This window comes from Streptomyces sp. NPDC059092 (assembly GCF_042756365.1).
Taxonomy (GTDB): Bacteria; Actinomycetota; Actinomycetes; order Streptomycetales; family Streptomycetaceae; genus Streptomyces.
Genome location: NZ_JBHZEJ010000010.1, coordinates 115,208 through 141,841 on the forward strand (window position 1 = coordinate 115,208; position 26,634 = coordinate 141,841).

At 72.6% G+C, this 26,634-nt stretch carries 21 protein-coding genes; 18 read left to right on the plus strand and 3 right to left on the minus strand.

The window, feature by feature from the left end:
• Positions 1-107: 107 nt before the first annotated feature.
• From ACFXPL_RS09090 to ACFXPL_RS09105, 4 genes are all read left to right on the plus strand, one after another.
• Complete coding sequence (locus tag ACFXPL_RS09090; RefSeq protein WP_384914909.1) at positions 108-2,492, plus strand: zinc-dependent metalloprotease; 2,385 nt, start codon at positions 108-110, stop codon at positions 2,490-2,492.
• Positions 2,493-2,696: 204 nt separating this feature from the next.
• On the plus strand, positions 2,697-3,695 hold the full coding sequence (locus ACFXPL_RS09095) for a lytic polysaccharide monooxygenase (RefSeq protein WP_384914912.1): 999 nt from the start codon (positions 2,697-2,699) through the stop codon (positions 3,693-3,695).
• 49 nt (positions 3,696-3,744) lie between these two features.
• Entirely contained in the window at positions 3,745-5,001 is a 1,257-nt protein-coding gene (locus ACFXPL_RS09100; protein WP_384914914.1) for a pyridoxal phosphate-dependent aminotransferase, read from the plus strand.
• 100 nt (positions 5,002-5,101) lie between these two features.
• Positions 5,102-5,998 carry an LLM class F420-dependent oxidoreductase gene (locus tag ACFXPL_RS09105; protein WP_384914917.1) on the plus strand — a complete coding sequence of 299 codons (897 nt, stop codon included), beginning with the start codon at positions 5,102-5,104 and terminating at the stop codon, positions 5,996-5,998.
• 78 nt (positions 5,999-6,076) lie between these two features.
• On the opposite strand, the gene ACFXPL_RS09110 is transcribed toward ACFXPL_RS09105, so the two are convergent.
• On the minus strand, positions 6,077-6,985 hold the full coding sequence (locus ACFXPL_RS09110; protein WP_384915025.1) for a YceI family protein: 909 nt from the start codon (positions 6,983-6,985) through the stop codon (positions 6,077-6,079).
• A 481-nt stretch (positions 6,986-7,466) separates the two neighbouring features.
• Here ACFXPL_RS09110 and ACFXPL_RS09115 point away from each other — a divergent pair, with 481 nt between their 5' ends.
• The gene (locus ACFXPL_RS09115; RefSeq protein WP_384914920.1) at positions 7,467-7,967 is read left to right on the plus strand and encodes a hypothetical protein; all 501 of its coding nucleotides are present in this window, start codon (positions 7,467-7,469) and stop codon (positions 7,965-7,967) included.
• A gap of 61 nt (positions 7,968-8,028) precedes the next feature.
• On the opposite strand, the gene ACFXPL_RS09120 is transcribed toward ACFXPL_RS09115, so the two are convergent.
• Positions 8,029-8,934 carry a LysR family transcriptional regulator gene (locus tag ACFXPL_RS09120; protein WP_384914923.1) on the minus strand — a complete coding sequence of 302 codons (906 nt, stop codon included), beginning with the start codon at positions 8,932-8,934 and terminating at the stop codon, positions 8,029-8,031.
• Between the two features lie 119 nt (positions 8,935-9,053).
• Here ACFXPL_RS09120 and ACFXPL_RS09125 point away from each other — a divergent pair, with 119 nt between their 5' ends.
• The 9 genes from ACFXPL_RS09125 to ACFXPL_RS09165 all read left to right on the plus strand — a co-directional run bounded on the left by ACFXPL_RS09125 (position 9,054) and on the right by ACFXPL_RS09165 (position 19,394).
• On the plus strand, positions 9,054-11,180 hold the full coding sequence (locus ACFXPL_RS09125) for an acetate--CoA ligase family protein (RefSeq protein ID WP_384914927.1): 2,127 nt from the start codon (positions 9,054-9,056) through the stop codon (positions 11,178-11,180).
• Positions 11,181-11,182: 2 nt separating this feature from the next.
• Positions 11,183-12,049, plus strand: coding sequence for a MaoC/PaaZ C-terminal domain-containing protein (locus ACFXPL_RS09130; RefSeq protein WP_384914930.1), 867 nt, complete (start codon positions 11,183-11,185; stop codon positions 12,047-12,049).
• Between the two features lie 35 nt (positions 12,050-12,084).
• Entirely contained in the window at positions 12,085-12,834 is a 750-nt protein-coding gene (fabG, locus tag ACFXPL_RS09135) for a 3-oxoacyl-ACP reductase FabG (RefSeq protein ID WP_384914934.1), read from the plus strand.
• A gap of 164 nt (positions 12,835-12,998) precedes the next feature.
• Positions 12,999-14,375 carry an MFS transporter gene (locus ACFXPL_RS09140; RefSeq protein WP_384914937.1) on the plus strand — a complete coding sequence of 459 codons (1,377 nt, stop codon included), beginning with the start codon at positions 12,999-13,001 and terminating at the stop codon, positions 14,373-14,375.
• Complete coding sequence (locus ACFXPL_RS09145; protein ID WP_384914940.1) at positions 14,372-15,226, plus strand: MaoC family dehydratase N-terminal domain-containing protein; 855 nt, start codon at positions 14,372-14,374, stop codon at positions 15,224-15,226. The genes ACFXPL_RS09140 and ACFXPL_RS09145 overlap by 4 nt, the downstream gene beginning before the upstream one ends.
• On the plus strand, positions 15,223-16,137 hold the full coding sequence (locus ACFXPL_RS09150) for an HpcH/HpaI aldolase/citrate lyase family protein (protein WP_384914943.1): 915 nt from the start codon (positions 15,223-15,225) through the stop codon (positions 16,135-16,137). The genes ACFXPL_RS09145 and ACFXPL_RS09150 overlap by 4 nt, the downstream gene beginning before the upstream one ends.
• Positions 16,134-17,033 carry an enoyl-CoA hydratase/isomerase family protein gene (locus ACFXPL_RS09155; protein ID WP_384914947.1) on the plus strand — a complete coding sequence of 300 codons (900 nt, stop codon included), beginning with the start codon at positions 16,134-16,136 and terminating at the stop codon, positions 17,031-17,033. The genes ACFXPL_RS09150 and ACFXPL_RS09155 overlap by 4 nt, the downstream gene beginning before the upstream one ends.
• On the plus strand, positions 17,030-18,226 hold the full coding sequence (locus tag ACFXPL_RS09160; RefSeq protein WP_384914950.1) for an acetyl-CoA C-acetyltransferase: 1,197 nt from the start codon (positions 17,030-17,032) through the stop codon (positions 18,224-18,226). The genes ACFXPL_RS09155 and ACFXPL_RS09160 overlap by 4 nt, the downstream gene beginning before the upstream one ends.
• Positions 18,201-19,394 carry a CoA transferase gene (locus ACFXPL_RS09165; RefSeq protein ID WP_384914953.1) on the plus strand — a complete coding sequence of 398 codons (1,194 nt, stop codon included), beginning with the start codon at positions 18,201-18,203 and terminating at the stop codon, positions 19,392-19,394. Before ACFXPL_RS09160 ends, ACFXPL_RS09165 begins: the two co-directional genes overlap by 26 nt.
• Positions 19,395-19,440: 46 nt before the next feature.
• On the opposite strand, the gene ACFXPL_RS09170 is transcribed toward ACFXPL_RS09165, so the two are convergent.
• Positions 19,441-20,508 carry an Lrp/AsnC family transcriptional regulator gene (locus ACFXPL_RS09170; RefSeq protein WP_384914956.1) on the minus strand — a complete coding sequence of 356 codons (1,068 nt, stop codon included), beginning with the start codon at positions 20,506-20,508 and terminating at the stop codon, positions 19,441-19,443.
• A gap of 166 nt (positions 20,509-20,674) precedes the next feature.
• Between ACFXPL_RS09170 and ACFXPL_RS09175 the strand changes: the two genes are divergently transcribed.
• The 4 genes from ACFXPL_RS09175 (at position 20,675) to ACFXPL_RS09190 (ending at position 26,434) form a co-directional block, all read left to right on the plus strand.
• Positions 20,675-21,577 carry a polysaccharide deacetylase gene (locus ACFXPL_RS09175; protein ID WP_384914959.1) on the plus strand — a complete coding sequence of 301 codons (903 nt, stop codon included), beginning with the start codon at positions 20,675-20,677 and terminating at the stop codon, positions 21,575-21,577.
• A 392-nt stretch (positions 21,578-21,969) separates the two neighbouring features.
• Positions 21,970-23,274: an MFS transporter gene (locus ACFXPL_RS09180; protein ID WP_384914961.1), complete on the plus strand. Its 1,305-nt coding sequence runs from the start codon at positions 21,970-21,972 to the stop codon at positions 23,272-23,274.
• Positions 23,274-24,185 (plus strand): SDR family NAD(P)-dependent oxidoreductase, encoded by a 912-nt coding sequence (locus tag ACFXPL_RS09185; protein WP_384914964.1) that lies wholly within the window; start codon positions 23,274-23,276, stop codon positions 24,183-24,185. Before ACFXPL_RS09180 ends, ACFXPL_RS09185 begins: the two co-directional genes overlap by 1 nt.
• The gene (locus ACFXPL_RS09190; RefSeq protein ID WP_384914967.1) at positions 24,182-26,434 is read left to right on the plus strand and encodes a 2-dehydropantoate 2-reductase; all 2,253 of its coding nucleotides are present in this window, start codon (positions 24,182-24,184) and stop codon (positions 26,432-26,434) included. Before ACFXPL_RS09185 ends, ACFXPL_RS09190 begins: the two co-directional genes overlap by 4 nt.
• The last annotated feature ends 200 nt before the right edge of the window (positions 26,435-26,634 follow it).

Genomic DNA, 26,634 nt, shown 5'->3' on the forward strand with positions numbered 1-26,634 from the left:
GGACCGGGGACGTACCATCTCCCCCTGCCCCGGATCCGGGCGTCCAGGATCCCGTCGTCGCGGATCCGGTCGTAAGGACCGGATCCCCCAGCGAGAAGCGAGCCCGCGTGAACGACCTGTCGCCCGCACCGACACCGGGCGCGGCCCCGGACCCCCACCCCTTCCTCGAACTGTGCGCGGACGCCGAGGGGCACCGGCCGCTCCTCGCCGTCCGGCGGTTCGACGCGCCCTTTCTGCTGACGGCCTCGTTGTCGCACGGTGTGGGCTCCAGCCGGCTCGCCCTGGACCGGGGCAAGGCGGGAAAGGTGCGGGTCGCCGCGTTCCGGCGGATCGCCGGGCGGGTCGTGCTCGTCCAGCGCAACAAGCACCATCTCGCCACCGGTGACGCCGCCGCCGTCCGCGCGGGCGAGGAGTCCTTCGCCACCTCGGTGCTGTGGAGCGCCCCGGCGCTGCGCGAGCAGGACGGCGCCGTGGTCGTGGACGCGACCGGGCTGGCGCTCACCGATCTCCACGGCGTGGCCGAGCAGTTGGGGGCGCTGGGGCAGGGCCTGTACGGGGTCGACCCGGCCGCGTCCTTCCCGCTGACGGACGAGGCGCGGCTCGGTGCGCGCGGTCTGCGGCTGCCTGCGCTGCTGACCTTCCGCGGCTCCTCGCCGGGCGCGGCGGTGCGGGACGTGGTGCCGGTGCCGGGCTCGCTCACCGTCGTCCAGCACCTCCACCTCGTTCCGCTGCCCGACCCGCCGCTGCCGGTACGCCGCTATCACCCGGGCTCCGGCGGTTACGGCATCGGCCACGACGACCACGGCGCCGGTACGACGGCCGGCCGCCGGGTGAAGCTCCAGCCGCGGTTCCGGCTGGAACCGCTCGACCCGGCGGCCCCGTCGGGCCCGGTGCGCCGCCCGATCGTCTTCACCGTCGACCCGGCCGTCCCCGAGCCCGTACGGAGCGCCGTCGTGGAGGGCGGCAACTGGTGGCGGGAGGCCTTCGAGCGGGCCGGGTTCACCGACGCCTACCGGGTCGAGGTGGCCCCCGAGGGGATCGACGACAACGATCTCGCCGTCAACTCGGTGCGCTGGGTGCACCGGGACGGCCGAGGCTGGTCGCACGGCCAGGCCCTCACCGACCCCCGCACCGGCGAGATCATCAGCGGCCGGGTCCGGCTCGGCTCGCAGCGCGTGGAGCAGATCACCGCGCTCGCCGAGGCGCTGCACGCCCCGTACGGGCAGCCGGACGAGGCGGAACGGCTGGCCGCCGTCGAGCGGCTGGTGCTCGGCCGGATGCGTCAGCTCGCGGCCCACGAGATCGGTCACGCCCTGGGCTTCATGCACAACTTCGCCAGTACGCACCACCCCCGCCCCTCCGTAATGGACTATCCGCATCCACGGGTCACCGTCACCCCCGACGGCCGGCTGGACTCCTCCGACGCGTACGGCGAAGGGCTCGGCCCGTGGGACCACTTCCTGGTCGCCCACGCCTACGGCCGCTTCCCCGGCCGGGGAGACGGCCATGACGACAGCCGGGCCGACGGCCACGACGACGAGGGCGCGCTCGCCGAACTGCGGCGCGCGGCGGCCGAACAGGGCCTCGCCTATGTCACCGACGAGGACGCGCACGCTCCCGACGCCGCGCACGCCGACGCGGTGCTCTGGGTCTCCCCCGTCGCGGACCCCTTCGCCGCGCTGGACGAGGCGCTGGCCGTACGGCGGGCCGCGCTGGCGGGGTTCTCGCGCGCGGTGCTGCCACCCGGCCGGCAGACCGGCGAGCTGGAGGAGCGCGCGGTACTCCTCCAGCTCTACCACCGCTCCCAACTCTCCGCCGTGGCACGGCTGATCGGCGGTACGCGCTACGCGTACGGGCTGGCGGGCGAAGCGGGCGGCGGCGCCGCACCGGTGGCGGGGGAGGTTCAACGACGGGCCCTGGCACGGCTGTCGGGGCTGCTGCGCGCCGAACACCTCGCCCTGCCCCGGCAGATGCTGGACGCACTCACCCCGCCCGCCATCCGCTACGGGCGGAGCCCCGAGTACTTCGACACCCGGGCCGGGCGGGTCTTCGACCCCTTCAGCGCGGTGGAGGCGACGGCGGCGCTCGTCACGCAGGAGCTGCTGGATCCAGCCCGGCTCAACCGGCTGGGCTGGCAGCACGCGGCGGATCCGGCCGTGCCGGGCCCCGGAGAGGTCCTGGACGCCCTGCTGGACACGGTGTGGCGGGGGGATCCTCCGGCGGACGACGGGCTGGTCGCCGCCGTGGCGGTGCGGGAGACCGCGGGATGGGTGGTGCTGCGCTCCGCCGTCGACGCGGTGGGGAGCGACCTGCTGCACGGCGCGGTACGGACACGGCTCACCGCCGTCCTGCGGCGCCTCGCCGAGGAGCTGCGCGCGGCGGACGGCACGGCGGAGCGCGAGGCGTCCGCGACGCTGAGCTCCTTCCTGGCGGGCGACGACTCCGTACGGCTCGGCCCGCCGCCCCGCATCCCGCCGGGGGCGCCCATCTAGGGTCTTCGTCCAGGGAGGTCAGTGACGGATTCCACGGCGGGATGATCTTGAACGGGTGAGGGCCTCCCGCCTGACGTCTTGTCCGAATCCCGTCGACCTGAAGATCGTCGTTCTCCCGCTGAACAACCGGCGGGCCCCGGCCGTAATACACAGCACGCTGCTGGGGCCGGGCCCGTCGGGGCCCGCCGAGGAGGTCTGTCAGGTATGTTCCGCCATCGCACCGCCGCCCCGGTTCTCGCCGGGGCCGTACCCCTGCTGCTCGCGGTCTCGACGGTGCTGGCGGCGGCACCGGCGTACGCGCACGGCGCGCCGACCGATCCGCTGAGCCGTACCGCCGCGTGCGGCCCCGAGGGTGGCGAGGCGACGTCAACAGCGGCCTGCCGGGCGGCCGTCGGCGCCAACGGTGGCCAGATGTTCGAGGCGTGGGACAACCTGCGTATCGCCGATGTCAACGGCAGGGACCGGCGGTTCGTGCCGGACGGGCGGCTCTGCAGCGGCGGTCTCGACGCGTACCGGGGTCTCGATCTCGCCCGCGCCGACTGGCCGGCGACACGGCTGAGCCCCGGCGCGGGCCTCACCGTCACCTACCGGACGACGATCCCGCACACGGGAACGTTCGAGTTCTACCTCACCCGGGAGGGATACGACCCGACCGCCCCGCTGCGCTGGGACGATCTGGCCGGGAAGCCCTTCCTCACGGTCACGGACCCGCCGGTCGTGAACGGCGCCTACCGTCTCTCGGGCACGCTTCCGGCGAACCGTACCGGCCGGCACGTGCTCTACACGGTGTGGCGCAACACCAGCACCCCGGACACGTACTACTCGTGCTCCGACGTCGTCTTCCCCGCAGGTTCCGGAGGTTCCACGGGAGCCGACGACTCCACCGGTTCCGCCGGGCAGAACGCCCCCGGGCCGCCCACCGCCCCGACCGCGCCGGTGTCCCCCACCGCCGGCACGGATCCGCTCCCCGGGACCGCCGTACCGTCGGCCCCCGAAGCGGCCGTCGTACCGTCCTCGCAGACCGTCACCGTCTCCGCCTCCCCCGCTCCCCCTGACGGCCGGCCCGCACCCGTGGCCGCCGCGCCGCAGACCGTCCCCGTGTCCGCCCGTACGCCCTCCGACTACCTGCCGGTGGCAGTGGGCGGGGTCATGGCGGTCCTCGGCATCGGAATCTTCGTGATGCTCAGGCGGCGCGCCCGCTGATCACCGCGTGCCTCTCCCCGCACACACCGACCGTAAGGAGACCTCCTTCATGACCCAGCCCCTCGAAACGGGCCTCCTGCGTGCCACCGCGCACAGTCCGTCCTGGGCCATGCTGAGCCGCCTGTCGCCGGGCAGCGGTCCGGCGGAAGGGTCGGCCCCGGCAGGACAGGAGCCCTACCGCAGGGCCGCGACCGCGCATGAGCAGCGCGTCGACTTCTGTATTCCGTGCAACCCCTACTTCCCCACGCCCGAGATGTTCGGCCGTATGCAGGGGTCCCTGGAGTCGATCCTCAAGTACTACCCGAGCGACGCCGACACCGTCACCGCCGAACTGTGCTCGGTGCTCGGTCTCAACCCCCAGACGGTCGCCATGGGCAACGGCTCCACCGAGCTGATCACCTGGATCGACCATCTCCTGGTCCGCGAGAGCCTGGCCATCCCGATCCCCACCTTCGGACGCTGGACGGACCAGCCGCTGGAGACCGGCAAGCGCGTGGACATGTTCCCGCTCCAGGAGGAGCAGGACTTCACCCTGGACCTCCAGGAGTACGTACGGTTCATCCGCCAGCGCGGTTCGCGGGTCGCGGTCATCTGCAACCCCAACAACCCCGACGGCGGCTATCTGAAGCGCCACCAAGTGGTGTGGCTGCTCGACGAGTTGTCGGATCTCGACCTGGTGGTGGTCGACGAGTCCTTCATCGACTTCGTCGACGCGGAGCGCGCCCCGTCCGTCGCGGACGAGGCGTCGATCCGCTCGAACGTGATCGTGCTGAAGAGCCTCGGCAAGAACTTCGGGCTGCACGGCATCAGATTCGGCTATCTGGTGGCCAACCCGGCGCTCGCCGCGAAGGTGCGCAAGGCACTGCCCAAGTGGAACCTCAACTCCTTCGCCGAGAGCGTCGTCTTCATGCTCAAGGAGTACGGGGTGGAGTACCACCAGTCCCTGGCGCTGCTCTCCCGCGACCGGGCCCACATGGCGCAGACCCTCGCCGCCGTCCCCGATCTGGTGGTCTTCCTGTCCCAGGGGAACTTCCTGCTGGTCAAGTTGCCCGACGGGGTGGACGGAGCGGCACTGCGGGACCGGATGCTCACCCAGTACGGCGTCTTCATCCGCGAGTGCGGCAACAAACTCGGCAGCACCAGCCAGTTCCTGCGGCTGGTGGTCCGGCCGCAGGAGGACGTCCAGCGGCTGGTGGCCGCGCTCCAGGCCTGCCTCCCCGCGGGCCCCACGGGCCTGGCCCGGCAGCAGGGCCACCCCGCCCCGTCCGCCACGTCGTCGCTGCCCGCGCTGGCCCCGGCCCGGTAGCCCGGCGGACAGGTTGCCGGTGCCACCGTGGAGGAGGTCCGAACGAGGGAACTTCCCACGGCCCTGGAATAGGCGGGTACGGGCCCCGGTTGGCCGACGTATGACTTCTGACACCTCTGACCGCACCGCCCGCTTCGGCCCCATCGGCATCTGGAGTTCCGCCCTGCACCGCCCCGCCTCCGGCGACGTCGCACGCGTCGCGGAGGCGGTGGCCGAGCTGGACGAGCTGGGGTACGGAACGATCTGGATCGGCGGCAACCCCTCGGTCGAGGAGGCGGCGGCCGTCGTCCGGGCGACCCGCCGGATCACCGTGGCGACCGGCATCCTCAGCATCTGGCAGCACGAGGCGTCCGCCGTCGCGGAGCAGGTGGCCGCCGTCGAACGGGCCGCGCCGGGGCGGTTCGTCCTGGGGCTGGGAGTGAGCCATGACGCGCTCGCCCCGCGGTACGCGCGCCCGTACACGACGATGGTCGGGTACCTCGACGCCCTGGACGCCGCCCCCGAGCCGGTGCCCGCCCGGGGCCGGGTGCTCGCCGCGCTGGGCCCGAAGATGCTGGCGCTGGCGAGTGAGCGGGCGGCGGGCGCGCATCCGTACCTGGTCACGCCGGAGCACACCGCTCAGGCGAGGGCGGCGCTCGGTCCTGACGCCCTGCTGGCGCCCGAACTCGGTGTGGTCCTGGACACCGACCTCGACCGGGCCAGGACCACCGCGCGCGCCATGCTCTCGTTCTACCTCGGGCTGCCCAACTACACGGGCAATCTGCTGCGTCTCGGCTTCACCGAGGACGACTTCACCGACGGTGGCAGTGCCCGGCTGCTGGACGCCCTGTTCGCGCTGGGCGACGCGGACGCGGTACGGGCCCGCGTCGACGCGTACCGGGCTGCGGGCGCGAACCATGTCGCGCTCCAGGTGCTGACGCGGGACCCGGCCGGGGCCCTGCCGCGCACCGAGTGGCGTGAGCTGGCCGCCGCCTTCTCCCTGCCGGGCGCCGCGTAGGGAGCGCGGGGGCGGGCGCGCGCCGACGCGCGCCCCCCTGGAGGGTGGCAGCGGTGGAAGGCGGTGGTGGAAGGCCCGCTATTCCGGCGGCGTCGGCGTCTCGTCGCAGCGGAACATCACCTGAATGTCCAGTTCGAGCTGGATGGTCGGCCCCACGATCGCGATGCCCCTCGCCAGCATGGACCGCCAATTCAGTGTGTAATCTTCCCGATGGAGTTCGGTGCGGGCCTTGGCGGCGCAGCGCAGTTCTTCTCCGTAACCGCCATTGACGGATCCGAGATAGTCGGTTTCCAGGCTGATGGTGCGGCTGATTCCGTGCAGGGTGAGGCCGCCGTGCACGGTCCACCTGTTGCCCGCGTGGCGCTGGAAACGTTCACTGAAGAACTGGATGTACGGATAGTTCTCCACATCCAGGAAGTCCGCGGAGCGCAGATGCGTGTCACGCGTATTGTTTCCGGTCGTGATACTGGACGCGTCGATGGTGCACTCGGCGTAGGAATCCTCGGGGCGTTCACCGACGCGTACGCCGCCGTCGAACCGGGTGAAGCGGCCGTGCACGTTGGCCATGCCGACGTGGCGCGCGATGAACCGGACGGCGGTGTGCGGCGGGTCGAACAGCCAGATGCCCTGCTGCGGTGGCTCCAGGGGGCGCGAGTGTTCCAGCGTGACCTGGAAATGGCTCTGGCGGCCCGCGTCGACGTCGACGTGGAGATGGGCGGGGAGCAGGCCGTCCGAGGTGATCAGGACGGAGTACCGCCCGGTGGGCAGGCCGGCGGTGAAGGTGCCGAACGGGTCGGTACGGCCCTTCATCACCACGTGTCCGGTGTGATTCGCCTTCACCTGGACTTCGGCGCCGTCCAGGGGGTGGCCGTTGGGCTGGCCGACCTCCAGGGCGAGCGCCCCGGCCGTCAGGGGTATCCGGGACAGTACATCCGTCCCCTTGCCGCCCGCTTTCGACTTCCCCCGCCGCAGCAACGAGAGGCCCATGATGACACCCTTCTTCCAGACACCGAAAGCAGACACCGAATGGAGAGTCGTGAGACTCCCGAAAAAACGGTGGGCTCCCTTTTCCGAGAATATCGGCCGCGTCGTGCCGGGCGACCGCGCCGCCACCACCCGGCCGCGCGTCCGGTCGTACGTGAACGAGGCGGCCCGAGAGATACTAGACCAATCGTCCACGCTTCAATGACCGGGTTCCGGCATATTCGCCCTGTGTTTATTGGGTGAAGATTCCCGTGCCCCCGAAACAACAATTTTCACATGGTGAGAGTGTCGAGAGTGCGGGGAAAAAATGTACCGCCGAGGTGAATGTGCGGCACCGGTCACCGTGACCGGCCGGTCGCGACGGGACGATCGCCCCGCGCGCGAGGCCGGCCCGTACGGGCGGACACCGATGACCCGGTGACGATTCCTCTACGATGAGTGACCGGCGCGGGGAAGGGGTCCCCGGCCTCGTGGGGAGGCTCCTGTGGACGCTGGACCCGGCGGCGGCCGCGACTACCCGCCGAAGACGCCGCCGCCGCCCAAGAAACCCGTCGCGCCGCCCTTTCCCGACCCGCCCCGGCCGAGGGCGAACGGGCGCGTCGCGACCCGGGACCGGCGCCGGGTGATGATGACCGGCCGACGCGGCGTCAACTGGCCGCTGGAGCGTCGGGAATGGACACCGGCCGTCACCGGCCGCCGGGTGGTCGACCAACTCAGAGCCTGGGGGTACCGGCCGGACGAGGAGACCGTCGCCGGGGTCGTCTCGCTCCTGGTACGGACCGCGGCGGCGGACGGCGGTACGCGTGTGAGCCTGCATCTGGCCGACGAGAGGCCGCACGCGCTGGTGCTGGTCCTGAATCACTGCCCCGGCATGGCGGCCCCGCCCGACCAGGTCCTGCGGGACCTCGCGGCACTCGGTGTGGCCGACTGCGGGACCGACACCGGCGAGGACGGCCGCCGTCTCTGGGCGCTCCTGAACTTGTAGGTCCGGTGGCTCGGGGCGCCCGCGCCGTTCCCGCTTCCCGGGTTTCCGCCGCTCCCACCCGTCAGGGCCGGGCGGCCTCGGTGCCGACCTCTTCGGCGAGGGCGCGGAAGCGGCGTCCGGCCTGGCTCTCGTAGCGGGGGTTCCAGGCGACGGCGAGACCGAGCCGGGGCTGGGGTACCTCGGTGATGAGCTCACGGAACTCCACCCCGTCGCGGCCCTTCCTGGCGGCGCTGGAGGGGACGAGCGCCACCCCCATCCCGCTGCCGACCAGGAAGAGCACGGTCTCCACCTGCACGGCCTCCTGGGTGACCTTCGGTGTCACCCCGGCCTCCCGGAACAACATGGTGGACAGGGCGTGCAGACCGGGGATGGCGTGCTGGGTGTAGTCGATGAACGGCTCGTCCGCGAGATCCCGGAGTGTGATCCGCTTCTGCCGCGCGAAGTGGTGCTCCTTCGGCAGGGCGAGGACGAAGCGGTCGGCCTCCACCGTGACGTACTGGAGGTCGCTGCGGCGCACCAGAGGGACGCGGACGATGCAGACGTCCAGTGTGTGGCGTTCCAGGGAATCGATGAGACCCGTGTTGGTGTCCTCGGTGAACTTCAGTGTGACGCCCGGGTAGGTCCGGCGGAAGGCGCGCAGCAGCAGCGGCAGCAGCCGGTTCTTCGCGGAGCCGACGAAGCCGACCCGCAGGTTCCCGGTGGCGCCCGCCGCGGTGGACTCGGCGACCCGCGCCAGTTCCGCCGCGTGGAAGACGGCGGCGCGGGCGTGCTCCAGGGCCGCCTCGCCGGCCGGGGTCAGTTCGACGCTGTGGGTGGACCGCACGAAGAGCCGGGCGCCGATCTCTTCCTCCAGTTTGCGGATGGAGACCGAGAGCGGGGGCTGTGTCATGTGCAAACGATCCGCCGCCGTACGGAAGTTGAGGGTTTCGGCCACCGTCAGGAAGTGCCTGAGCTGCCGAAGTTCCATGGTGATACCTCGCGCGTATCAAGAATTGGCGAATGGGCTGCGGGCATTGTATGACCACGGCGGGGTCGGCAGGGTGACTCGCACCACACCAGCACGGACAGCACCCAGGGAGCCGCCCCATGTCAGCCGTGCCCTCTCCGCCCGCTCCCACGGGCTTCGAGCAGGCATTCCGTCCGCGTTCGGTCGCCGTGATCGGTGCTTCGGACGACCCGAGCAGGATCTCCGGCCGGGCCTTGCACTACCTGCGCCGGGCCGGCTACCGGGGCAACGTCTATCCCGTCAACCACAAGCGGACGACGGTTCAGGGGCTGCCGGCGTACCCCTCGCTGGACGCGGTGCCCGAGACCCCGGACATGGCGCTTATCGGCCTCCCCTCGCGTCTGCTCAAGCAGGCGGTCACCGACTGCGTGGCGAAAGGCGTGGGCGCCGCGGTGATCTACGCCGCCGGCTTCGCCGAGACGGGCGAGGAGGGTCAGGCGCTCCAGGAGGAGCTGGCCGGCATCGCCCGGCGGGGGAATCTGCGGCTGTTCGGCCCCAACTGTCTGGGCCTGCTCCACGCGGCCAGTGGTTTCGTCGGCACCTTCAGCAGCGCCTTCGACGAGGCGATCCCCACCGGCGGCAGCGTCGCGGTGGTCAGCCAGAGCGGTGCGTACGGCGGTCATCTGGCCTACCTGTGCCGTCGCCGCAACGTCGACATCGGCTACTGGGTGTCGACCGGGAACGAGGCCGGCACCGATGTCGCCGAATGCGTCCACTGGCTCGCCCTCCAGGACGACGTGTCGGTGATCCTCGCCTACGCCGAGGGCGTGCGGGACGCCGGACGGCTGCGCGCCGCGCTGGCGGTGGCTCACGAGCGGCGCAAGCCGGTGGTGTTCATGAAGGTCGGGTCCTCCGACGCGGGCGCCGCCGCCGCTCAGTCCCACACCGCCTCCCTGGTGGGCAGCGACAGCGTCTACGACGCGCTCTTCCGCCAGTACGGTGTGCACCGCGCCCGTACCACGCAGGAGCAGGTCGACCTGGCCTACGCGTGCAGCAGGGGTGTGCTGCCGGCCGGACGCAGGGTGGGCGTCGTCACCGTCTCCGGCGGCTTCGGCGTGCAACTGTGCGACGCCGCCGAACGGTACGGGCTCGATGTCGCCGGCCTGCCCGAGGAGGCCAGGGCCCGGCTGCGCGAGATCAACCCGATGGGCAGCGACGACAATCCCTGCGACACGACGGCGGGCTGGCTCAACGACATGAGCCTGATCACCGACACCTACCGTGTCATGTACGCCCAAGGGGACTACGACAGTGTGATCGGCTCCTTCACGATGCTGCCGGACTCGCCCACGTACGGCGAGGCCATCAAGGAGGCCATCCGCAAGGGCACGTCGGACTTCATGGACCGGCCGACCGTGCTGTGCATGGAGGCACGCCCCGAGGTCGTACGGTCCTACGAGGAGGCGGGCTTCCTCGTGTACGACGACTCCGAACGGGCCGTCGCGGCCCTCGACGGGCTCGCCCGGCTGCGGGAGGGTTTCGAGCGTCCGCTGCCCGCGCCCGGCGGGACGGCGACGCCGCGCCGGGAGGTGCCGGACGGTCCGCTGTCCGAAGCCGCGGCGCAGCGGCTGCTCGCCTCGGTGGGCGTGCCGTTCCCCGACTCCCGGTTGGTGACGTCGGCCGCGGAGGCCGCAGAGGCCGCGGCGGAGGCGGGGTTCCCCGTCGTCATGAAGATCGTCTCGCCCGACATCCCGCACAAGACGGAGATCGGCGGTGTGGTGCTCGGTGTCACGGACGCGGAGGCCGCCGCCGCCGCGTTCACCACGCTGACCGCCCGCGCCGCCGCCGCACGGCCCGACGCCCGGGTGGAAGGGGTGCTCGTCTCACGGACGGCGCCGCCCGGCGTCGAGGTGATCGTGGGCGTACGGCGCGATCCGGTCTTCGGCCCTGTCGTGCTGTTCGGCACCGGCGGGGTGCGGGCGGAGCTGTTCCGCGACGTCGCGACCCGGGTCGGCGCCGTCGACCGGGACGAAGCGCTGCGCATGATCGCCGAGACCCGGGGGCACGCACTGCTGACCGGCTTCCGCGGCGCGCCCGAGGCCGATACCGGCGCCGTCGCCGACCTGCTGGTGACGCTCTCCGCGTTCGCCGTCGCCCACGCCGACCGGATCGAGACCGTGGAGCTGAACCCGGTGATCGTCCGGGAGGCCGGGCAGGGTGTGCTGGCGCTGGACGCCCTGTTGGTGCCACGCGAGAGGACGTCATGACGATGGATCCGCAGAGGCTGCTGCGGCGGGAGTTCGCCCCGGTCCGGCAGCGGTACACCGCCCGGGACGCCGCCCTGTACGCGCTGAGCCTCGGCGTCGGCGCCGACCCGCTCGACGCCCGGCAGCTCGCGTACGTACGGGAGGAGGGAGGGCGCGTCTTCCCCACCCTGCCCAACGTGCTCGGCTACGCCGGTTTCTGGGCCCGCGAGGAGGACACCGGCATCGACTGGCGGCGGCTGCTGCACGTCGAGCAGTCGATGACGCTGCACGCGCCCCTGGCGCCGGAGGGCGAGGTGATCGGCCGCACCCGGGTCACCGGCGTCGTGGACAAGGGCGTGGCCAAGGGTGCGCTGCTCCACCAGGAGCGGCGGATCGTGGAGGCCGGCAGCGGACGGCTCCTGGCCGAGGTGGGCCAGGTCAGCCTGTTGCGCGGCAACGGTGGCTGCGGCAGCACGACGGACGCCGCCGCGCCGCCCCAGAGGATGCCCGGTCGGCCCCCGGACGCCGTCCACGACCTGCCCACCCTGCCCCAGGCGGCGCTGCTCTACCGGCTCAACGGCGACACCAACCCCGTACACGCCGATCCCGCGACCGCCAGGGCCGCCGGGTTCGAGCGGCCGATTCTGCACGGCCTGTGCACCTTCGGCGTGGCCGTGCACGCGCTGCTGGCGACCGCCCTGGACTGGGACGAGTCCGGGCTGCACCGGCTACGGGTCCGCTTCACCGCTCCCGTACTCCCCGGGGAGACGCTGCGGACCGAGTCGTGGACCGACGGGGACGTCGTGTCCTTCCGCACCACCGCGGTCGAACGCGGCACGGTCGTCCTGGACGCCGGCCGCGCCGACCTGGTCCGACCCGACTCGGCCTGACCCCACACGCCGACACCACACGCAGGAGCCGCACCATGGATCTGGAACTCAGCGACAAGACCGCCGTCATCACCGGCTCGGCCCGGGGACTGGGCGCGGCGACGGCCCACCGGCTGGCACGGGAGGGCGCGCGCGTCGTCATCACCGACATCGACGGGGCGGCCGCGGAAGCGACCGCCAGGGAACTGACCGGCCTGGGTCATCAGGCGATCGCGGTCCGCGCCGACATCACCTCGGGCCCGGATGTGGAAGCCCTGGTCGCCACCGCGGTCGAAGCGTTCGGCGGGGTGCACATCCTCGTCAACAACGCCGGTTTCCCCCGCGACACGCTGCTCACGAAGATGACGGACACCGACTGGGACGCGGTCATCGAGGTGATCCTCAAAGGGTCGTTCCTGGTCACCCGCGCCGTCATGCCGCATCTGATCGAACAGCGCTGGGGGCGGGTCGTCAACATCTCCTCGCGCAGCTACCTGGGCAACCCCGGCCAGGCCAACTACTCCAGCGCCAAGGCCGGTCTGCTCGGCTTCACCCGCGCGCTCGCCGCCGAGCAGGGGCGGTACGGGATCACGGTGAACGCCGTCGCCCCGGGCTTCATGGAGACCGAGGCCGTCCGCGCGCTGGAGCACTACGAGAAGATCCGGGAGAAGGCGGTGGCCGCCCAGCCACTGCGCCGCACCGGGCAGCCCTCGGACATCGCCGACGCGGTGGCGTTCCTCGCCTCGGAGCGCGCCTCCTTCATCACCGGTGAGACCCTGCACGTCACCGGCGGCCGGTTCGGCTGACCGTTGGTGCCGGAGCCCCCACCCGGCCCGTGCCGCCCCCGCGGGCGTCGCCTGCGCAACCCCGTAACCCCGTAACCCCCCACGGGCTCCGCCGCCTCGCCCGAGCGAGTTCGCGGCACGCCGAAGATCCCCAGCCTGCCCAATGATGTCAATGGAGATATCCCATGGCCGCTTCCCAGGAAGCCGTCGCCGGGGCACGACGCCCCGTCGGCTCGTCCCCGTCCCCCGGCCGCAGCAGAGCGCGATTCCTGATCGTGGCGCTGCTTTTCGTGGTGTCCACGCTCAACAACGCCGACCGGGCGATCCTGTCCATCACCGGCACCGAGATCCAGGGTGAGACCGGGATCAGCGATGTCACGCTCGGCTACCTGTTCTCCGCCTTCTCCTGGGCCTACATGCTGGCCCAGCTCCCCGGTGGCTGGATCGTGGACCGGTGGGGCGCCCGCAAGGTGTACGCGGGCAGTGTGTTCGCGTGGTCGGTGGCGACCATGCTCCAGGGTTTCGTCCCGCTGTTCGGTATCGCCTCGGCGATGATCGCGCTGTTCATCCTGCGGATCGCGGTCGGCCTGGCCGAGGGTCCCGCCTACCCGGCCAACGGGCGCGTGGTGGCGACCTGGTTCCCCGCGTCCGAACGCGGCACCGCCTCCGCGATCTTCAACTCCTCGCAGTACGCGGCGCCGGTCGTCTTCACCCCGTTCATGGCCTGGCTCACACACGGCTGGGGCTGGCCGTCCGCGTACTTCGTCATGGGCGGCATCGGCATCGCCCTCAGCGTCTGGTGGTGGGTGGCCTACCGTCAGCCACGGGAGCACCCGCGCGTCAACCAGGCCGAGCTGGACCACCTGATCGAGGGCGGCGCGCTCGTCGACATCGAGGAGGCCGCCACGGTCGGCACCAAGGACGGTGTCGACACCTGGTCCGTCGTACGGCAGCTCCTCAGCAGCCGGATGATGATCGGCGTCTACATGGGCCAGTTCTTCATCACCACGATCGTCTACTTCTTCCTGACGTGGTTCCCGATCTACCTGATCAAGGAACTGGGGATGCCACTGCTGGAAGCCGGGCTCACCGCGTCCATCCCCGCCCTCTTCGGTTTCGTCGGAGGCATCCTGGGCGGTCTGCTCTCCGACGCGCTGCTGCGCCGCGGGATGTCGGTGACCGCGGCCCGCAAGATCCCCATCGTCACCGGGCTCCTCCTGTCCACCAGCGTCATCGCCTGCGCCTGGACCTCGACGCAGACCGTGGTCATCGTCCTGATGGCCGTGGCGTTCTTCGGCAAGGGGCTGGGCAGCCTCGGCTGGACCGTCGTCTCGGACACCTCCCCGAAGGAGGCCGCGGGCCTCTCCGGCGGCCTGTTCAACACCTTCGCCAACCTGGCCGGCATCACCACCCCGATCGTCATCGGCTACGTCGTCGACATCACCGGGTCCTTCGACGGCGCGCTGATCTTCGTCGGCGCCTCCGGCCTGGGCGCGGCGCTGTCCTTCCTGCTGGTCGTCGGCCGTATCGAACGCATCCGTCTGAAGGAGACCACCGCATGACGGCGACCGACCCCTACGCGGCCTGGCAGGGGCGGCGCGAGGAGGCGGAGGACACGCTGAGCGCGGACACCGCGGCCGCGCTGGCCGCCGTGCTGGACCACGACCCTGCCGGTGCGGGCGCGGCACCGCTCCTCGCGCACTGGCTCTGCTTCCTGCCCCGTACGCCGCAGAGCGGCCTGGGAGCCGACGGGCACCCCCGCCGGGGCGGCTTCCTGCCACCGGTCCGGCTGCCCCGCCGCATGTGGGCCGGGGGCGACCTCCGCTTCCCGGGTGCGCTGCGCACCGGTGTGCCCGTCCGCCGTACGTCGGTGATCGCGGGCGTACGGGAGTCCGAGGGCCGCGGCGGCCCCCTGGTCTTCGTCACCGTCGACCACGAACTGCGGCAGGAGGACGCGCTGGTCCTCACCGAGCGGCAGGACATCGTCTACCGCGCCGCCGCCGGTACCGACCCGGCGGGATCCGCCACGGCGCGGGAGCGGGCCCCGGAGGAGACGCCACCGCCCGGGACCTGGCAGCGCTCCCTCGTACCGGATCCGGTACTGCTGTTCCGATACTCGGCGCTGACGTTCAACGCGCACCGCATCCACTACGACCGCCCGTACGCGCTTCAGGAGGAGGGCTACCCGGGGCTGGTCGTCCACGGGCCGCTGACGGCGACACTGCTGCTGGACCTCTACACGCGGCAGCGGCCCGGCGCCCGCGTCACCGGCTTCCGCTTCCGCGGGGTACGGCCCGCCTTCGACGGCCGGGAGCTCACCCTGCACGGCACTCCGACCGAGGCCGGTGCGGCCCTGTACGCCGCCGACGACCGGGGCCGGACCGTGATGAGCGCGGAGGTGGACTCCGTATGACGGTCAACGACCTCGCCGCCCGGCGGTCGCTGCTCTTCGTCCCCGCCGGGGACGAGCGCCTGCTCGCGCGGGCGCAGCTGCGGGGCGCGGACGGGCTGATCCTCGATCTGGAGGACGCCGTCCCCGCGTCCGGCAAGGAAGCGGCGCGCCGCGGTCTGCCCGGCCATGTCGACCGGCTGGCCGCGGCCGGCCAGTACCTGGTGGTACGGACCGGCACGGACCGCGAGGACTGGGAGAAGGACCTGCGTGCCGCGCTCCGTCCTGGCCTGCGGGCGGTCATGCTGCCCAAGGCCGAGCGTCCGGAACAGCTCGCCGAGCTGGCCGCGTTCCTCGGCGTACTGGAGCGGGAACGCGGGCTGCCGGACGAGTCGGTCGCGCTGATCGCGCTGATCGAGTCGCCGGCCGCGCTGTTCGCGCTGACCGCGCTGGCAGGGGCGGACCGGGTGCGCGCGCTGGCGTTCGGCAGCGAGGACTTCTCGCTGGCGCTGGGCGTGGCGCCCACGCCGTCGCTGCTGACCGAGCCGTGCCGCTGGATCGCGCTGGCCGCCTCGGCCGCCGGGATCGCCTCCTTCGCGCTGCCGCTCTCCCTGGCCGTCCTGGACCGGCCCGACGCGCTGGCGGAGGCCGCGCTCCAGGCCCGGGGGCTGGGCGTCACCGGGGCCCTGTGCGTCCACCCGAGGCAGGTGGCCGCCGTCCACGCCGCCCGGGCCCCGGACGGGGCCGAGACCGCCTGGGCCCGCAGGGTGACCACCGCGTGGGACGCGGCCGGCGCCGGCGGACAGGCCCCGGGCGCCCTCCGCGTCGACGGACAGATGGTCGACGCGCCCGTCCTCGGCCGCGCACGCGCCCTGCTCGCCGCGGCCCAGGCCGCGGCGCCCACCGGAACCACCGACCATGAAGGTGACATATGAGCGGCGCACGCGTCCGCCTGAGCATCACGGACGGGGTGGCGACCGTTGTCCTCGACAACCCGCCCCTGCACGTGTGGAACGCCGCGATGACCCGCGGCCTGAGCGAGGCGCTGGACGCCGTGGAGAGCGACGCGTCCGTCGGCGTCGTGATCCTGACCGGCGCCGGGGACCGGGCGTTCTGCGCCGGGTCCGACATCGTCGAGTTCGCCCCGATGCGGGCGCCGGGCGAGGCGGTGACGAAGAAGCTCCGCCCGCAGCAGGAGCTGTTCGCGCGGCTGGCGGCCTTCCCCCGGCCGGTGATCGCCGCGTTGAACGGGCACACGCTCGGCGGCGGTCTGGAGATCGCCGTCTGCTGCGATCTGATCGTCGCCGAGGAGCAGATCAGCATCGGTTCGCCGGAGATCACGCTCGGGGTCTTTCCCGGCAGCGGGGGCACGTTCCGCGTCGCCCGCCGTATCGGGACCGGGCGCGCCAAGGAGATGCAACTGCTGGGCGAGCCGGTGGACGCGGCGACCGCGCTGGCGTGGGGCCTGGTCAACCGGGTCGCGCCGCGCGGCGGGGCCGTCGGGGTCGCGAGGGAGCTGGCGGAGGTCCTGCTGCGCCGCCCGCCGCGCGCGCTGGCCCTGTGCGCGTCGGTGATCGACGCGGCGTACGACCTCACCGAGGAGGAGCTGATCGAGCGTTCGCTGGCCGCCAGTGACGAGGCGTTCACCTCCGCCGAGAGCGCCGAGGGGGTACGGGCGTTCCTCGCCAAGCGTGCCCCCGACTTCCGCGCCCTGTCCGTGAGCGCCGCCGAGTCCACCGGGCCCGTCAGGGCCGTGGAAACCGCCGAAGCCGTGGAAACCGCCGAAGCCGTGGAAGCCGTGGAAGCCGTAGAGAAGGAGACCTCCGCATGACCCGCGCGGCGATCGTCGCCCCTGTCCGTACCCCCATCGGTGCCTTCGGCGGCAGCCTGCGGGACGTGCCCGTCGAGAGACTGGGTGCCACCGTCGCCACGGCGGCCGTCGAGCGGGCCGGCCTGGACCCCGCCCTGATCGAGGACGTGGTCTTCGCCCAGTCCTACGCCAGCAGCGAGACGCCGTGCGTCGGACGCTGGATCGCGCTGGAGGCCGGATTCCCCGTCGAGGTCGCCGGGATGCAGCTCGACCGGCGCTGCGGCGGCGGGCTCCAGGCGATCGCCACGGCGGCCATGATGGTGCAGTCGGGGGCGGCCGAGGTCGTCATGGCGGGCGGCGTCGAGAGCATGAGCAATGTCGAGTACTACACGACCGACCTGCGCTGGGGCGGACGCTTCGGCTCCACCGTCCTCCACGACCGGCTCGACCGGGGGCGCGAACGGGCCCAGCCCGTGGCGCGGTTCGGCGAGATCTCCGGGATGATCGAGACCGCCGAGAACCTCGCGCGCGACTACGGGATCACCCGCGAGGAGGCCGACGCCTACGCCGTACGCAGCCAGCGGCGGGCGGCGGCGGCCTGGGACTCGGGCGCGTTCGCGAACGAGGTCGTCCCGGTGACGGTCGAGCGGCGCAAGGGCGGTCCCTTCGTCTTCGACCGCGACGAGGGGCTGCGTCCCGACACCTCGCCGGAGAAGCTGGCGGGGCTGCGTACGGTGGAAACCGGTGGCACCGTCACCGCGGGCAACGCCTGTCAGCAGAACGACGCCGCCGCGGCCTGCCTGGTCGTCGCCGAGGACCAGCTGGAGCGGCTGGGGCTGACCCCGATCGCCTACCTCAAGGGCTGGGCGGCGGCGGGGTGCGAGCCCTCCCGGATGGGCATCGGCCCCGTCCCCGCCACCGGGCGGCTCCTGAAGCGGCTCGGTCTGAGTCTGGCGGACATGGACCTGATCGAGGTCAACGAGGCTTTCGCCTGCCAGGTGCTCGCCGTGCTCAAGGAGTGGGGCATCGACGACACGGAGCGGGTCAACGTCAACGGTTCCGGTATCTCGCTGGGCCACCCCGTCGGTGCGACGGGCGTCCGCGTCATGACCACGCTGCTGCACGAACTGGAGCGCAGGGAAGCCCGGTTCGGACTGGAGACCATGTGCATCGGGGGAGGTCAGGGCATTGCAGCCGTCTTCGAACGCCCGTGATCAACAGCGCGGTCCGCTGGCGGGGCTGCGCGTCGTGGAGGTCTCGGCCTTCGTCGCGGCCCCGCTGGCGTCCATGACGCTGGCCCAGCTGGGCGCCGAGGTGATCCGCATCGACCCCGTCGGCGGAAACATCGACTACCACCGCTGGCCGGAGACCCACGACGGGACCAGCCTCTACTGGGCCAGCCTCAACAAGGGCAAGCGGTCGGTGACCCTGCCGCTGGACACGCCCGAAGGGCAGCGGGCGGCGGCCGACATCATCTGCGCGGACGGCCCCGGCGCCGGCATCCTGGTCACCAACCTGCCGTCCCGCGGCTGGCTCGACTACGAGCGTCTGTCCGCACGGCGGCCGGACCTGATCATGATGCGCCTGCTGGGCGACCACGACGGCTCCCCGGCCGTCGACTACTCCGTCAACTGCGCCAGCGGCTTCCCGCACGCCACCGGCGAAGGACCGGCGCCGGTCAACCACGTCCTGCCGGCCTGGGACGTGGCCGCCGGGCTCTACCTGACGGTCGGCCTGCTGGCCGCCGAGCGCCGCAGGCAGGCGACCGGACAGGGCCAGGAGGTGTCGCTGGCCCTGTCCGACGTCATGCTCGCCACCGTCGGGAACCTCGGCTACCTCGCGGACGTCCAGATCAACGGCGCCTCACGGGAGCCGATCGGCAACAGCCTCTACGGCGGCTTCGGCCGGGACTTCGGTACGGCCGACGGGCGCCGGGTCATGGTGGTGGCCCTCACCACCCGCCAGTTCCGCTCCCTGGGCCGGGCCACCGGCCTCACCGAGAAGCTGGAGATGACCGGCCCGCTGCTGGACGTGGACCTGACGACGGAGGGCGGACGGTACGCGGCCCGGCACGCCATCGCCGCGGTGCTCGAACCGTGGTTCGCGTCCCGGACGCTGGCCGAGGCGCGCGCCGTACTCCAGGGCTCGGGGGCGCTGTGGGGGCCGTACCAGACCTTCCGGCAACTGTACGAGGAGGACCCGCGCTGCTCGGCGGAGAACCCGCTGTTCTCCTGGATCGAGCAACCGGGCATCGGCAAGCTGCTCGCGCCGGGGTCGCCCCTGGTGTTCTCCGGCGACCCGGCGCCGGCCGCGGCGCCGGCGCCCCGGCTCGGCGCGGACACCGGCGCCGTCCGCTCCCGGGGAGAGGCCACGAGCGGGTAGGCGAGAGCGGCCGGGAGGGGGCCGGCGTCCCGTTGACCGCGCCGGGTCAGCCGCCCTCCGGGAGCGCGATGTCGCCTTCGCACCACGGATCGATGGGCGCGCTCTCCAGGCGGCGCCCCAGCTCGTCCAGGATCCATCCCTGCCGCTTCACCGTCCGCAGCACGATGCCGTGGTCGACGATCTCAAGACCGGGGCACTGCGCCCCGATCCTGTCCTCCAGGTCGTAGGCGCTGTCCACGGAGTGCAGCCAGGTGGAGAGGAGGATGTTCGTCTCGCCGCTGGTCGCGGTCAGCAGCCGGACGTCCGGCATCCGGCTGAGCCGTTCGCAGATCTGCCGTCGCCGCGGGGCCGGCGCCCGCGCCCACAGCAGTGAGGTGACGGGCCAGCCCGTGATGTGCTGGGCGATCTCGCAGCGGAACGCGACGGCGCCCGTCCGCTCCAGCCGGACCAGCCGGCGACGGGCCGCGGTCTGGCTGGTGCCCGTACGCGCCGCCAGATCGGAGACGGGCAGCCGGCCGTCCGGAGCGAGGGCGAGCAGCAGCTCCCTGTCCGGACCGTCCAGCGTGCCGGGTACGGCCTGGCGTGGCGCGGTCTCGTCGGCGACGGCCTGGAGGAGCAGCTGTTCCGCACGGGGGAGCGCGTCCAGCCGCCAGTCGCTCCCTGAGACGAGGATGCGCGTGGTGATCTGGGTGTTGACCCGCACCACACCGGGCAGCCGGCTCACCCGCTCCAGGATGAACCGGGAGAGGCCCGGCAGATCCCGGGTGACGGCGTTGACGTGGATGTCCCGTCCGCTGGCCAGCTCCATCACGGACTTCGTCCGCGGGTCCCTGGCCAGCGCGAGCGCCACCCCGCGCCGGGCCGACGGCTCGCAGTCCACGTCGATGAACGCGTTGCACAGCGACCGCCACAGGCCTGGGCTGCCGGTCGCGGTCACCCAGGCCAGGCCGCGGTCCGAGATCCGCCCCCAGCGGCGGGCGGCCGTCACGGCGCTGAGTCCGAGCACCTCGCTGATCGCCGTCCAGGAGGCACGTGGCGCGATCTGCAGGGCATGGGCGATGGCCAGGTCCGTCTCGTCCAGCTCGGCCTGGGGCGAGGCGGTGGAATCCTTCACGTGAAGACGATCCATGGCGATTCTCGTCGATTTCCTGGGTTGGTGAACGGGAGATGGCCACGATGGACCATCACCAACGGGCCACGCAAGAGCGATGGCGAACGGAGTGGTACCTCCTCGGGCACGCCCCGGAGCACATATATCTCGCACGGAAGGCCGGATTCTGATGCCGCAGAGCGAACAGCAGCCGTGGGAATGGGACGAACCGACCTGGCGCGGCCATGTCGGACACGTACGCGCCGGGCGCTCACTCGCACCGGACACCTGGCCCGGCGGGGCCCGCTGCGCGGTGGCCGTGTCCTTCGACTCGGACCACGAGACCCCGGCCCTGCGCGACGGTGAGACCCGTCCGGCGAAGCTCGCCCAGGGCGAGTACGGGGCCCGGGTGGCCGTGCCGAAGATTCTGGACCTGCTGGAGCGGCACCGCGTTCCCGCGAGTTTCTTCATGCCCGCCGTCTGCGCGCTGCTGCGCCCGCAGGAGGCGAAGGCCTACACGGCCGCCGGCCACGAGCTGGCCGTCCACGGCTGGATCCACGAGCGCAACACGTCGCTCCCCCCGGAGACCGAGCGTGAGCTCCAGTTCCGGTCCGCCGACACCCTGGAGCGGATCGGCGGCGTACGCCCCGTAGGCATCCGCACGCCGAGCTGGGACTTCTCACCGCACACCCTGGCGATCACCCGTGAGATGGGCCTGCTCTACGACTCCTCGCTGATGGCCGACGACGAGCCCTACGAGCTGGTCGAGGACGGCGAGGCGACCGGCGTGGTGGAGATCCCGGTGGAGTGGATCCGCGACGACGCGCCGTACTTCATGATGGACCGCTTCGCCTCGCTGCGGCCCTACATCGCGCCGCGCGACGTGCTGCGGATCTGGCAGGACGAGTTCGCCGCCGCGTACACGGCCGGCGGGCTGTTCCAGCTGACCATGCACCCGCACATCATCGGCCACCGCTCCCGTCTCGTCATCCTGGACGAGCTGCTCGCCCACATCGGCGAGCACGACGGGGTGTGGTTCGCCACCCACCGGGAGATCGCCGAGTACTGCCTCGCGCGGAACCCGGCCCGCTGACCTGGACGCCGTACCCCGGCACCCGCGGCATCCCGGCACCCCGGCACCCACGGAGGGCCGGCCCGTACGGTGGACCGACCACGGAGAACGGCGCCTCCCCGCCCACCCGGCACGAGGCCCGTCCCGTCACCGCCCCGGTCGCACCCCGGCGTCCCGACCCGGGGACGCCCTCGCGGCCCCCGCTCCCCCGCCGCCGTACCCGCTCCACCCGCTTCCCCGGCCGGCGCGGGCGCACCCCGTGTGCCGCCTGTCCCCGGCGTGCCCGTTCCACCAGGTGCCGTCCCGCCCGTCCGGGCCTGCCGGCACCGCACCCCCCACAGGAATCAGGACCCGCACCCCCGCATCCCGATCCGTCCCCCTGTGACGCTCCAAGGAAGGCGAGGAACCCCCTCGTGACAACCGACACCGCCGCATCCGGTACCGCCCCGTCCACCAAGCTGACGCCCCGGCAGCGCAAGGCCATCGTGGCCGGATCCGTGGGCAACACCGTCGAATTCGTCGACTGGGCCCTCTACGGCATCTTCGTGAAGATCATCGCGGATGTCTTCTTCCCGAAGGCCGACGGAGCAGTCGCGCTCCTCTCCACCCTCGCCGTCTTCGCCGTCGGCTTCGTGATGCGTCCGGTGGGGGCCGCCGTCCTCGGCGCGTACGCCGACCGGCACGGCCGTAAGAAGGGGCTCTCCCTCACCATCGGTCTGATGGCGGGCGCCGGTTTCGTCATCGCGATCACCCCCGGTTACGAGACGATCGGCATCGCCGCCCCGGTGATCCTGCTGCTGGCGCGGCTCGCCCAGGGCTTCTCCGCGGGCGGTGAGTTCGGCTCGTCCTCGGCGTTCCTGGTGGAGTCCGCGGCGCCCGGACGGCGCGCCTTCGCCGGGTCCTGGCAGCAGGTGTCGGTCGCGGGCGGTGTTCTGATCGCCTCGCTGCTCGGTACCACCTTCACCTCGCTGCTCAGCGAGGACGCCCTGCACAGCTGGGGCTGGCGGGCCGCCTTCCTGATCGGCGCGCTGCTCGGCCTCGTCGGGCTCTGGCTGCGCGTCACCGTCGAGGACACCGAATCCTTCAACGAGACCAAGGCCGGCGGGCAGGACCGGAAGAACCCGCTGAAGGCCATGTTCGTCGAGCACCCGGCCGCCGCGCTGCGGGTCGCGGGCATCACCATCGCCGGCACGCTGACGTACTACATCTGGGTCAACTACCTGCCGACGTACGCCAACCTCACCACGGGAATCCCGCTGGAGCGGGCGCTGCTCTCCCAGACCCTGTGTCTGGTCATCTTCATCGTGCTGCTGCCCTTCGCCGGGATGCTCTCCGACAAACTGGGGCGCAAGCCCACCCTGGCGGGGTTCGCGGGAGGCTTCGTCCTCCTCTCCTGGCCGATGCTGCACCTCCTGAACGACAGCTTCCTCGTCCTGTTCCTGGTGCAGCTCACCGGCATGCTGCTGATCCTCGGCTACTCGGCGAACTGCGCGGTGATCATGGCCGAACAGTTCCCGCCGGAGGTGCGCGCCACCGGTATCGCCCTGCCGTACGCGCTGGCCGTCGCCGTCTTCGGCGGTACCGCCCCGTACGTCACCACCTGGATGAGCGACTCGGGGCACGCCGACAAGCTGTGGCTGTACGTGTCCGGCGCCGCCCTGGTCTCCCTCATCATCTACCTGACCATGCCCGAGACGAAGGACAAGGAGTTCGCCTGATGGCGCACGTACTGGTCACCGGCGCCGCGAGCGGCATCGGACGGGCCGTCGCCGAGCACTTCGCGGCGGCCGGCCACCGGCTGACACTCGTCGACCTCGACGCCGCCCGGCTCGCGGACACCGCGAACGCCCTCGGCGCGGCCCACCAGGTCCGCGACCTGTGCTCCGCCGAGGGCCCGGCCGGCGCCGTCGGCGACGGCTGGCAGGCCCACGGGCCGGTGGACGTGCTGGTCAACGCGGCGGGCATCTACCCGTCGCTCGACATCACCGAGGTCACCGCGGCCGACTGGGACCGCGTCTTCGCGCTCAACACCCGCGCCCCGGTGCTCGCCACGGGCGAACTGGCCCGCCGTGCCATCGCCTCGGGCCGGACCGCCTCGGTGGTCAACATCTCCTCCGGCTCCGCGCTGCGCGCCCGGCCCGGCGGTGGCCCGTACGCCAGCTCCAAGGCGGCGCTGGAGATGGCGACGCGCGCCGCGGCCCTCGAACTGGGCCCGCACGGCATCCGGGTCAACGCCGTCAGCCCCGGGTTCATCGGGGTCGACAGCGCCTGCAACCCCGTCACCGACGAGTACGCGGCGGCCGTCTCCGTCAACCCGCTGGGGCGGCCGGGGACCCCGGCGGACATCGCCCGCGCCGTCGTGTGGATCGCCGGCCCCGACGCCTCCTGGGTGACCGGCGAGATCCTGCGTGTGGACGGCGGCAGCAGCACCGGCGCGAGCCACCTCCCCCGGCTGTGGCCCCCGGCCGGCACCGCCTCGGAAGACCCGGCCACCACCACCGGCCCCCACGGAAGCCACACCCCGAACACACCGGACACACCGGACACACCGCCGGGTACACACCCGGACGCACGCCCGAACACACCTCCGGACACGCTTCCGGGCACCACGAAGGGACACACCTCATGACCGGCGACGCCTACACCGTGGTCGGAGCGGGCGCCATCGGCGGCACCCTCGCCCACAGCCTCGCGGCGGCCGGACACCAGGTCACCGTCATCGACACCGACGCCGCCCACGTGGCCGCGATCCAGGCGGACGGGCTGACCATCCTGCGCGGCGAGGAACGCGAGAGCGTCCGCCTCGACGCGGCCACTCCCGACACGTACCAGGGACCGCCCCTCGGACGCGTCCTGCTCAGCGTCAAGGCACAGGCCACCGGGGCGGCCATGAGCTGGATCGCACCGCGCCTCGCCCCGGACGGCTACGTCGTCTCCGTGCAGAACGGCTTCAACGAGGCGCTCATCGCGGAGCACGTCGGCGCCGACCGTACCGTCGCCGCCTTCGTCAACATCTTCGCCGACCTCGTCGAACCGGGCGTGGTGCGGGACGGCGGCCCCGGCGCGTTCGTCATCGGCGAGATGGGCGGCGCGCCGGTCTCGGCCCGGGTACGCGCCCTGGTCGCCGACCTCCAGGCGTGGGGCCCCGCCCGTACCAGCGACAACGTCGAGGGCTACCTCTGGGCGAAGTCCGCGTTCGGCGCGATGCTCTCGGCCACCGCGCTGGCCGACGCCCCCATCGCGGACCTCACGGACCGCCACCGCGCCACCATGTACGCGCTGACCGCCGAGGTGTACGCGGCGGCCGACGCGGCCGGGGCGCGTCTGGAGTCCTTCGACGCCTTCGAGGCGCACGCCTTCAGGCCCGACCACGACCCCGCCCTGCGCGACGCCGCCTGCGACCGGCTGACCGCGTGGCTGCGCACCCAGCCCAAGGACCGCAGCGGTATCTGGCGCGACCTGGCCGTCCGCCGCCGTCCGGTGGAGGTGACCACGCACTACGCGCCGGTGTTCGAGCAGACGCGCCGCGCGGGCCGGGACGCTCCGGTGCTCCGGGCCGTCGTGGCAGGTCTGCGGGAGCTGGAGCAGGACCCGTCCACCATGTCCGAGTCCCGGCTGGACGCCCTCGACCGTCTCGCCGTGTCCGGCGGCCACCCGGCGGACACGGACGGCGCCGGGCGCCACGAGCTGCCCGCCGGGCCCGCACTGACCGAGGCACAGGCCGTCGCCGTCCACCGCTGGCTGGACGAGCACCGTGACGCGATGGACTCCGACCTCGCCGCGTACACCTCCCAGGAGAGCTCCAGCGACGACACCGCGTCCCTCGCGGACTGTCTCGACTGGCTGCGCGGCTGGCTCGACACCTCCCTCGGCGCCCCCGCGAGCGAGGAGCTGATCCCGCGCGAGGACGCGGGCGACATCATGATCCGCCGCTACGCCGGCACGGGCCCGTCCACCGGCGTCCCGCTGCTGCTCGTCGGCCACTACGACACCGTCTGGTCCACCGGAACCCTGTCGGACTGGCCCTACCGCCGGGAGGGGGACCGTATCTCCGGGCCCGGCGTGTTCGACATGAAGGCCGGACTCGTCCAGGCCGTCTGGGCGCTGCGCGCGCTCACGGCCCTCGGCCTGCCGCGTCCCGAGTGCACCCTGCTGCTCAACGGGGACGAGGAGACCGGCAGCGTGGCGTCGAGCGGCGTCATCGTCGCCGAGGCGCGGAAGTCCCGGGCGGCGCTGGTCTTCGAGGCGAGCGCGGACGGGGCGGTGAAGACCACCCGCAAGGGCGTCGGACTGTTCCGCCTCACCGTGACCGGCGAGGAGGCACACGCCGGGCTCGACCCGAACGCCGGCGCCAGCGCGGTCAACGAGATCGCCCGCCAGGTGCTCGCGCTGGAGGCCCTCGCCGACCCGGCGGCCGGAACCACCGTCAACGTCGGCGTGCTCCAAGGCGGCACCCGCAGCAACGTCACGGCGGGAGAGGCCACCGCCCACCTGGACATACGGGTCGCGACCTCTGCCGAACGCGCCCGTCTGGACGCCGCTCTGGCCGGGCTCGCCCCGGTCGACACGCGGACCGGCCTGAAGCTCGACGGCGGCTGGAACCGTCCGGTCTTCGAGCGCACCGAGGGCGTCGGCCAGGTCTTCGCCCTCGCCAGGTCCTGCGCCGCGCCGCTCGGCCTCGACCTGCGCGAGACGGCCGTGGGCGGCGCCAGCGACGGGAACTTCATCCTCGCCGCGGGCACCCCCGTCCTCGACGGGCTCGGCGCGGTGGGCGGCGGCGCCCACGCCCGCAGCGAGCACGTGACGCTCAGCGGCATGGTCGAACGCTCGGCCCTGGCGGCCGGTGTCCTCGCCGCCTTCACCAGCACCGCCGCCTGACGGCCCTCTTCCGGGGCGGCGTGGCCGCCTCCCCGCCCCGAGCCCCCGCCTCATGACGAGACGGGGGCTCGTCGCGTCCCTCACCGATCCCGCACCGCCAGAGCGACGGCACTGACCGGCTCCTCGGACGGGAGCCGACCGGGCGCTGACTCGTCGACGACCTCGGCAAGGGCCGCTGCTTCACCACCCGGTCCGACTGA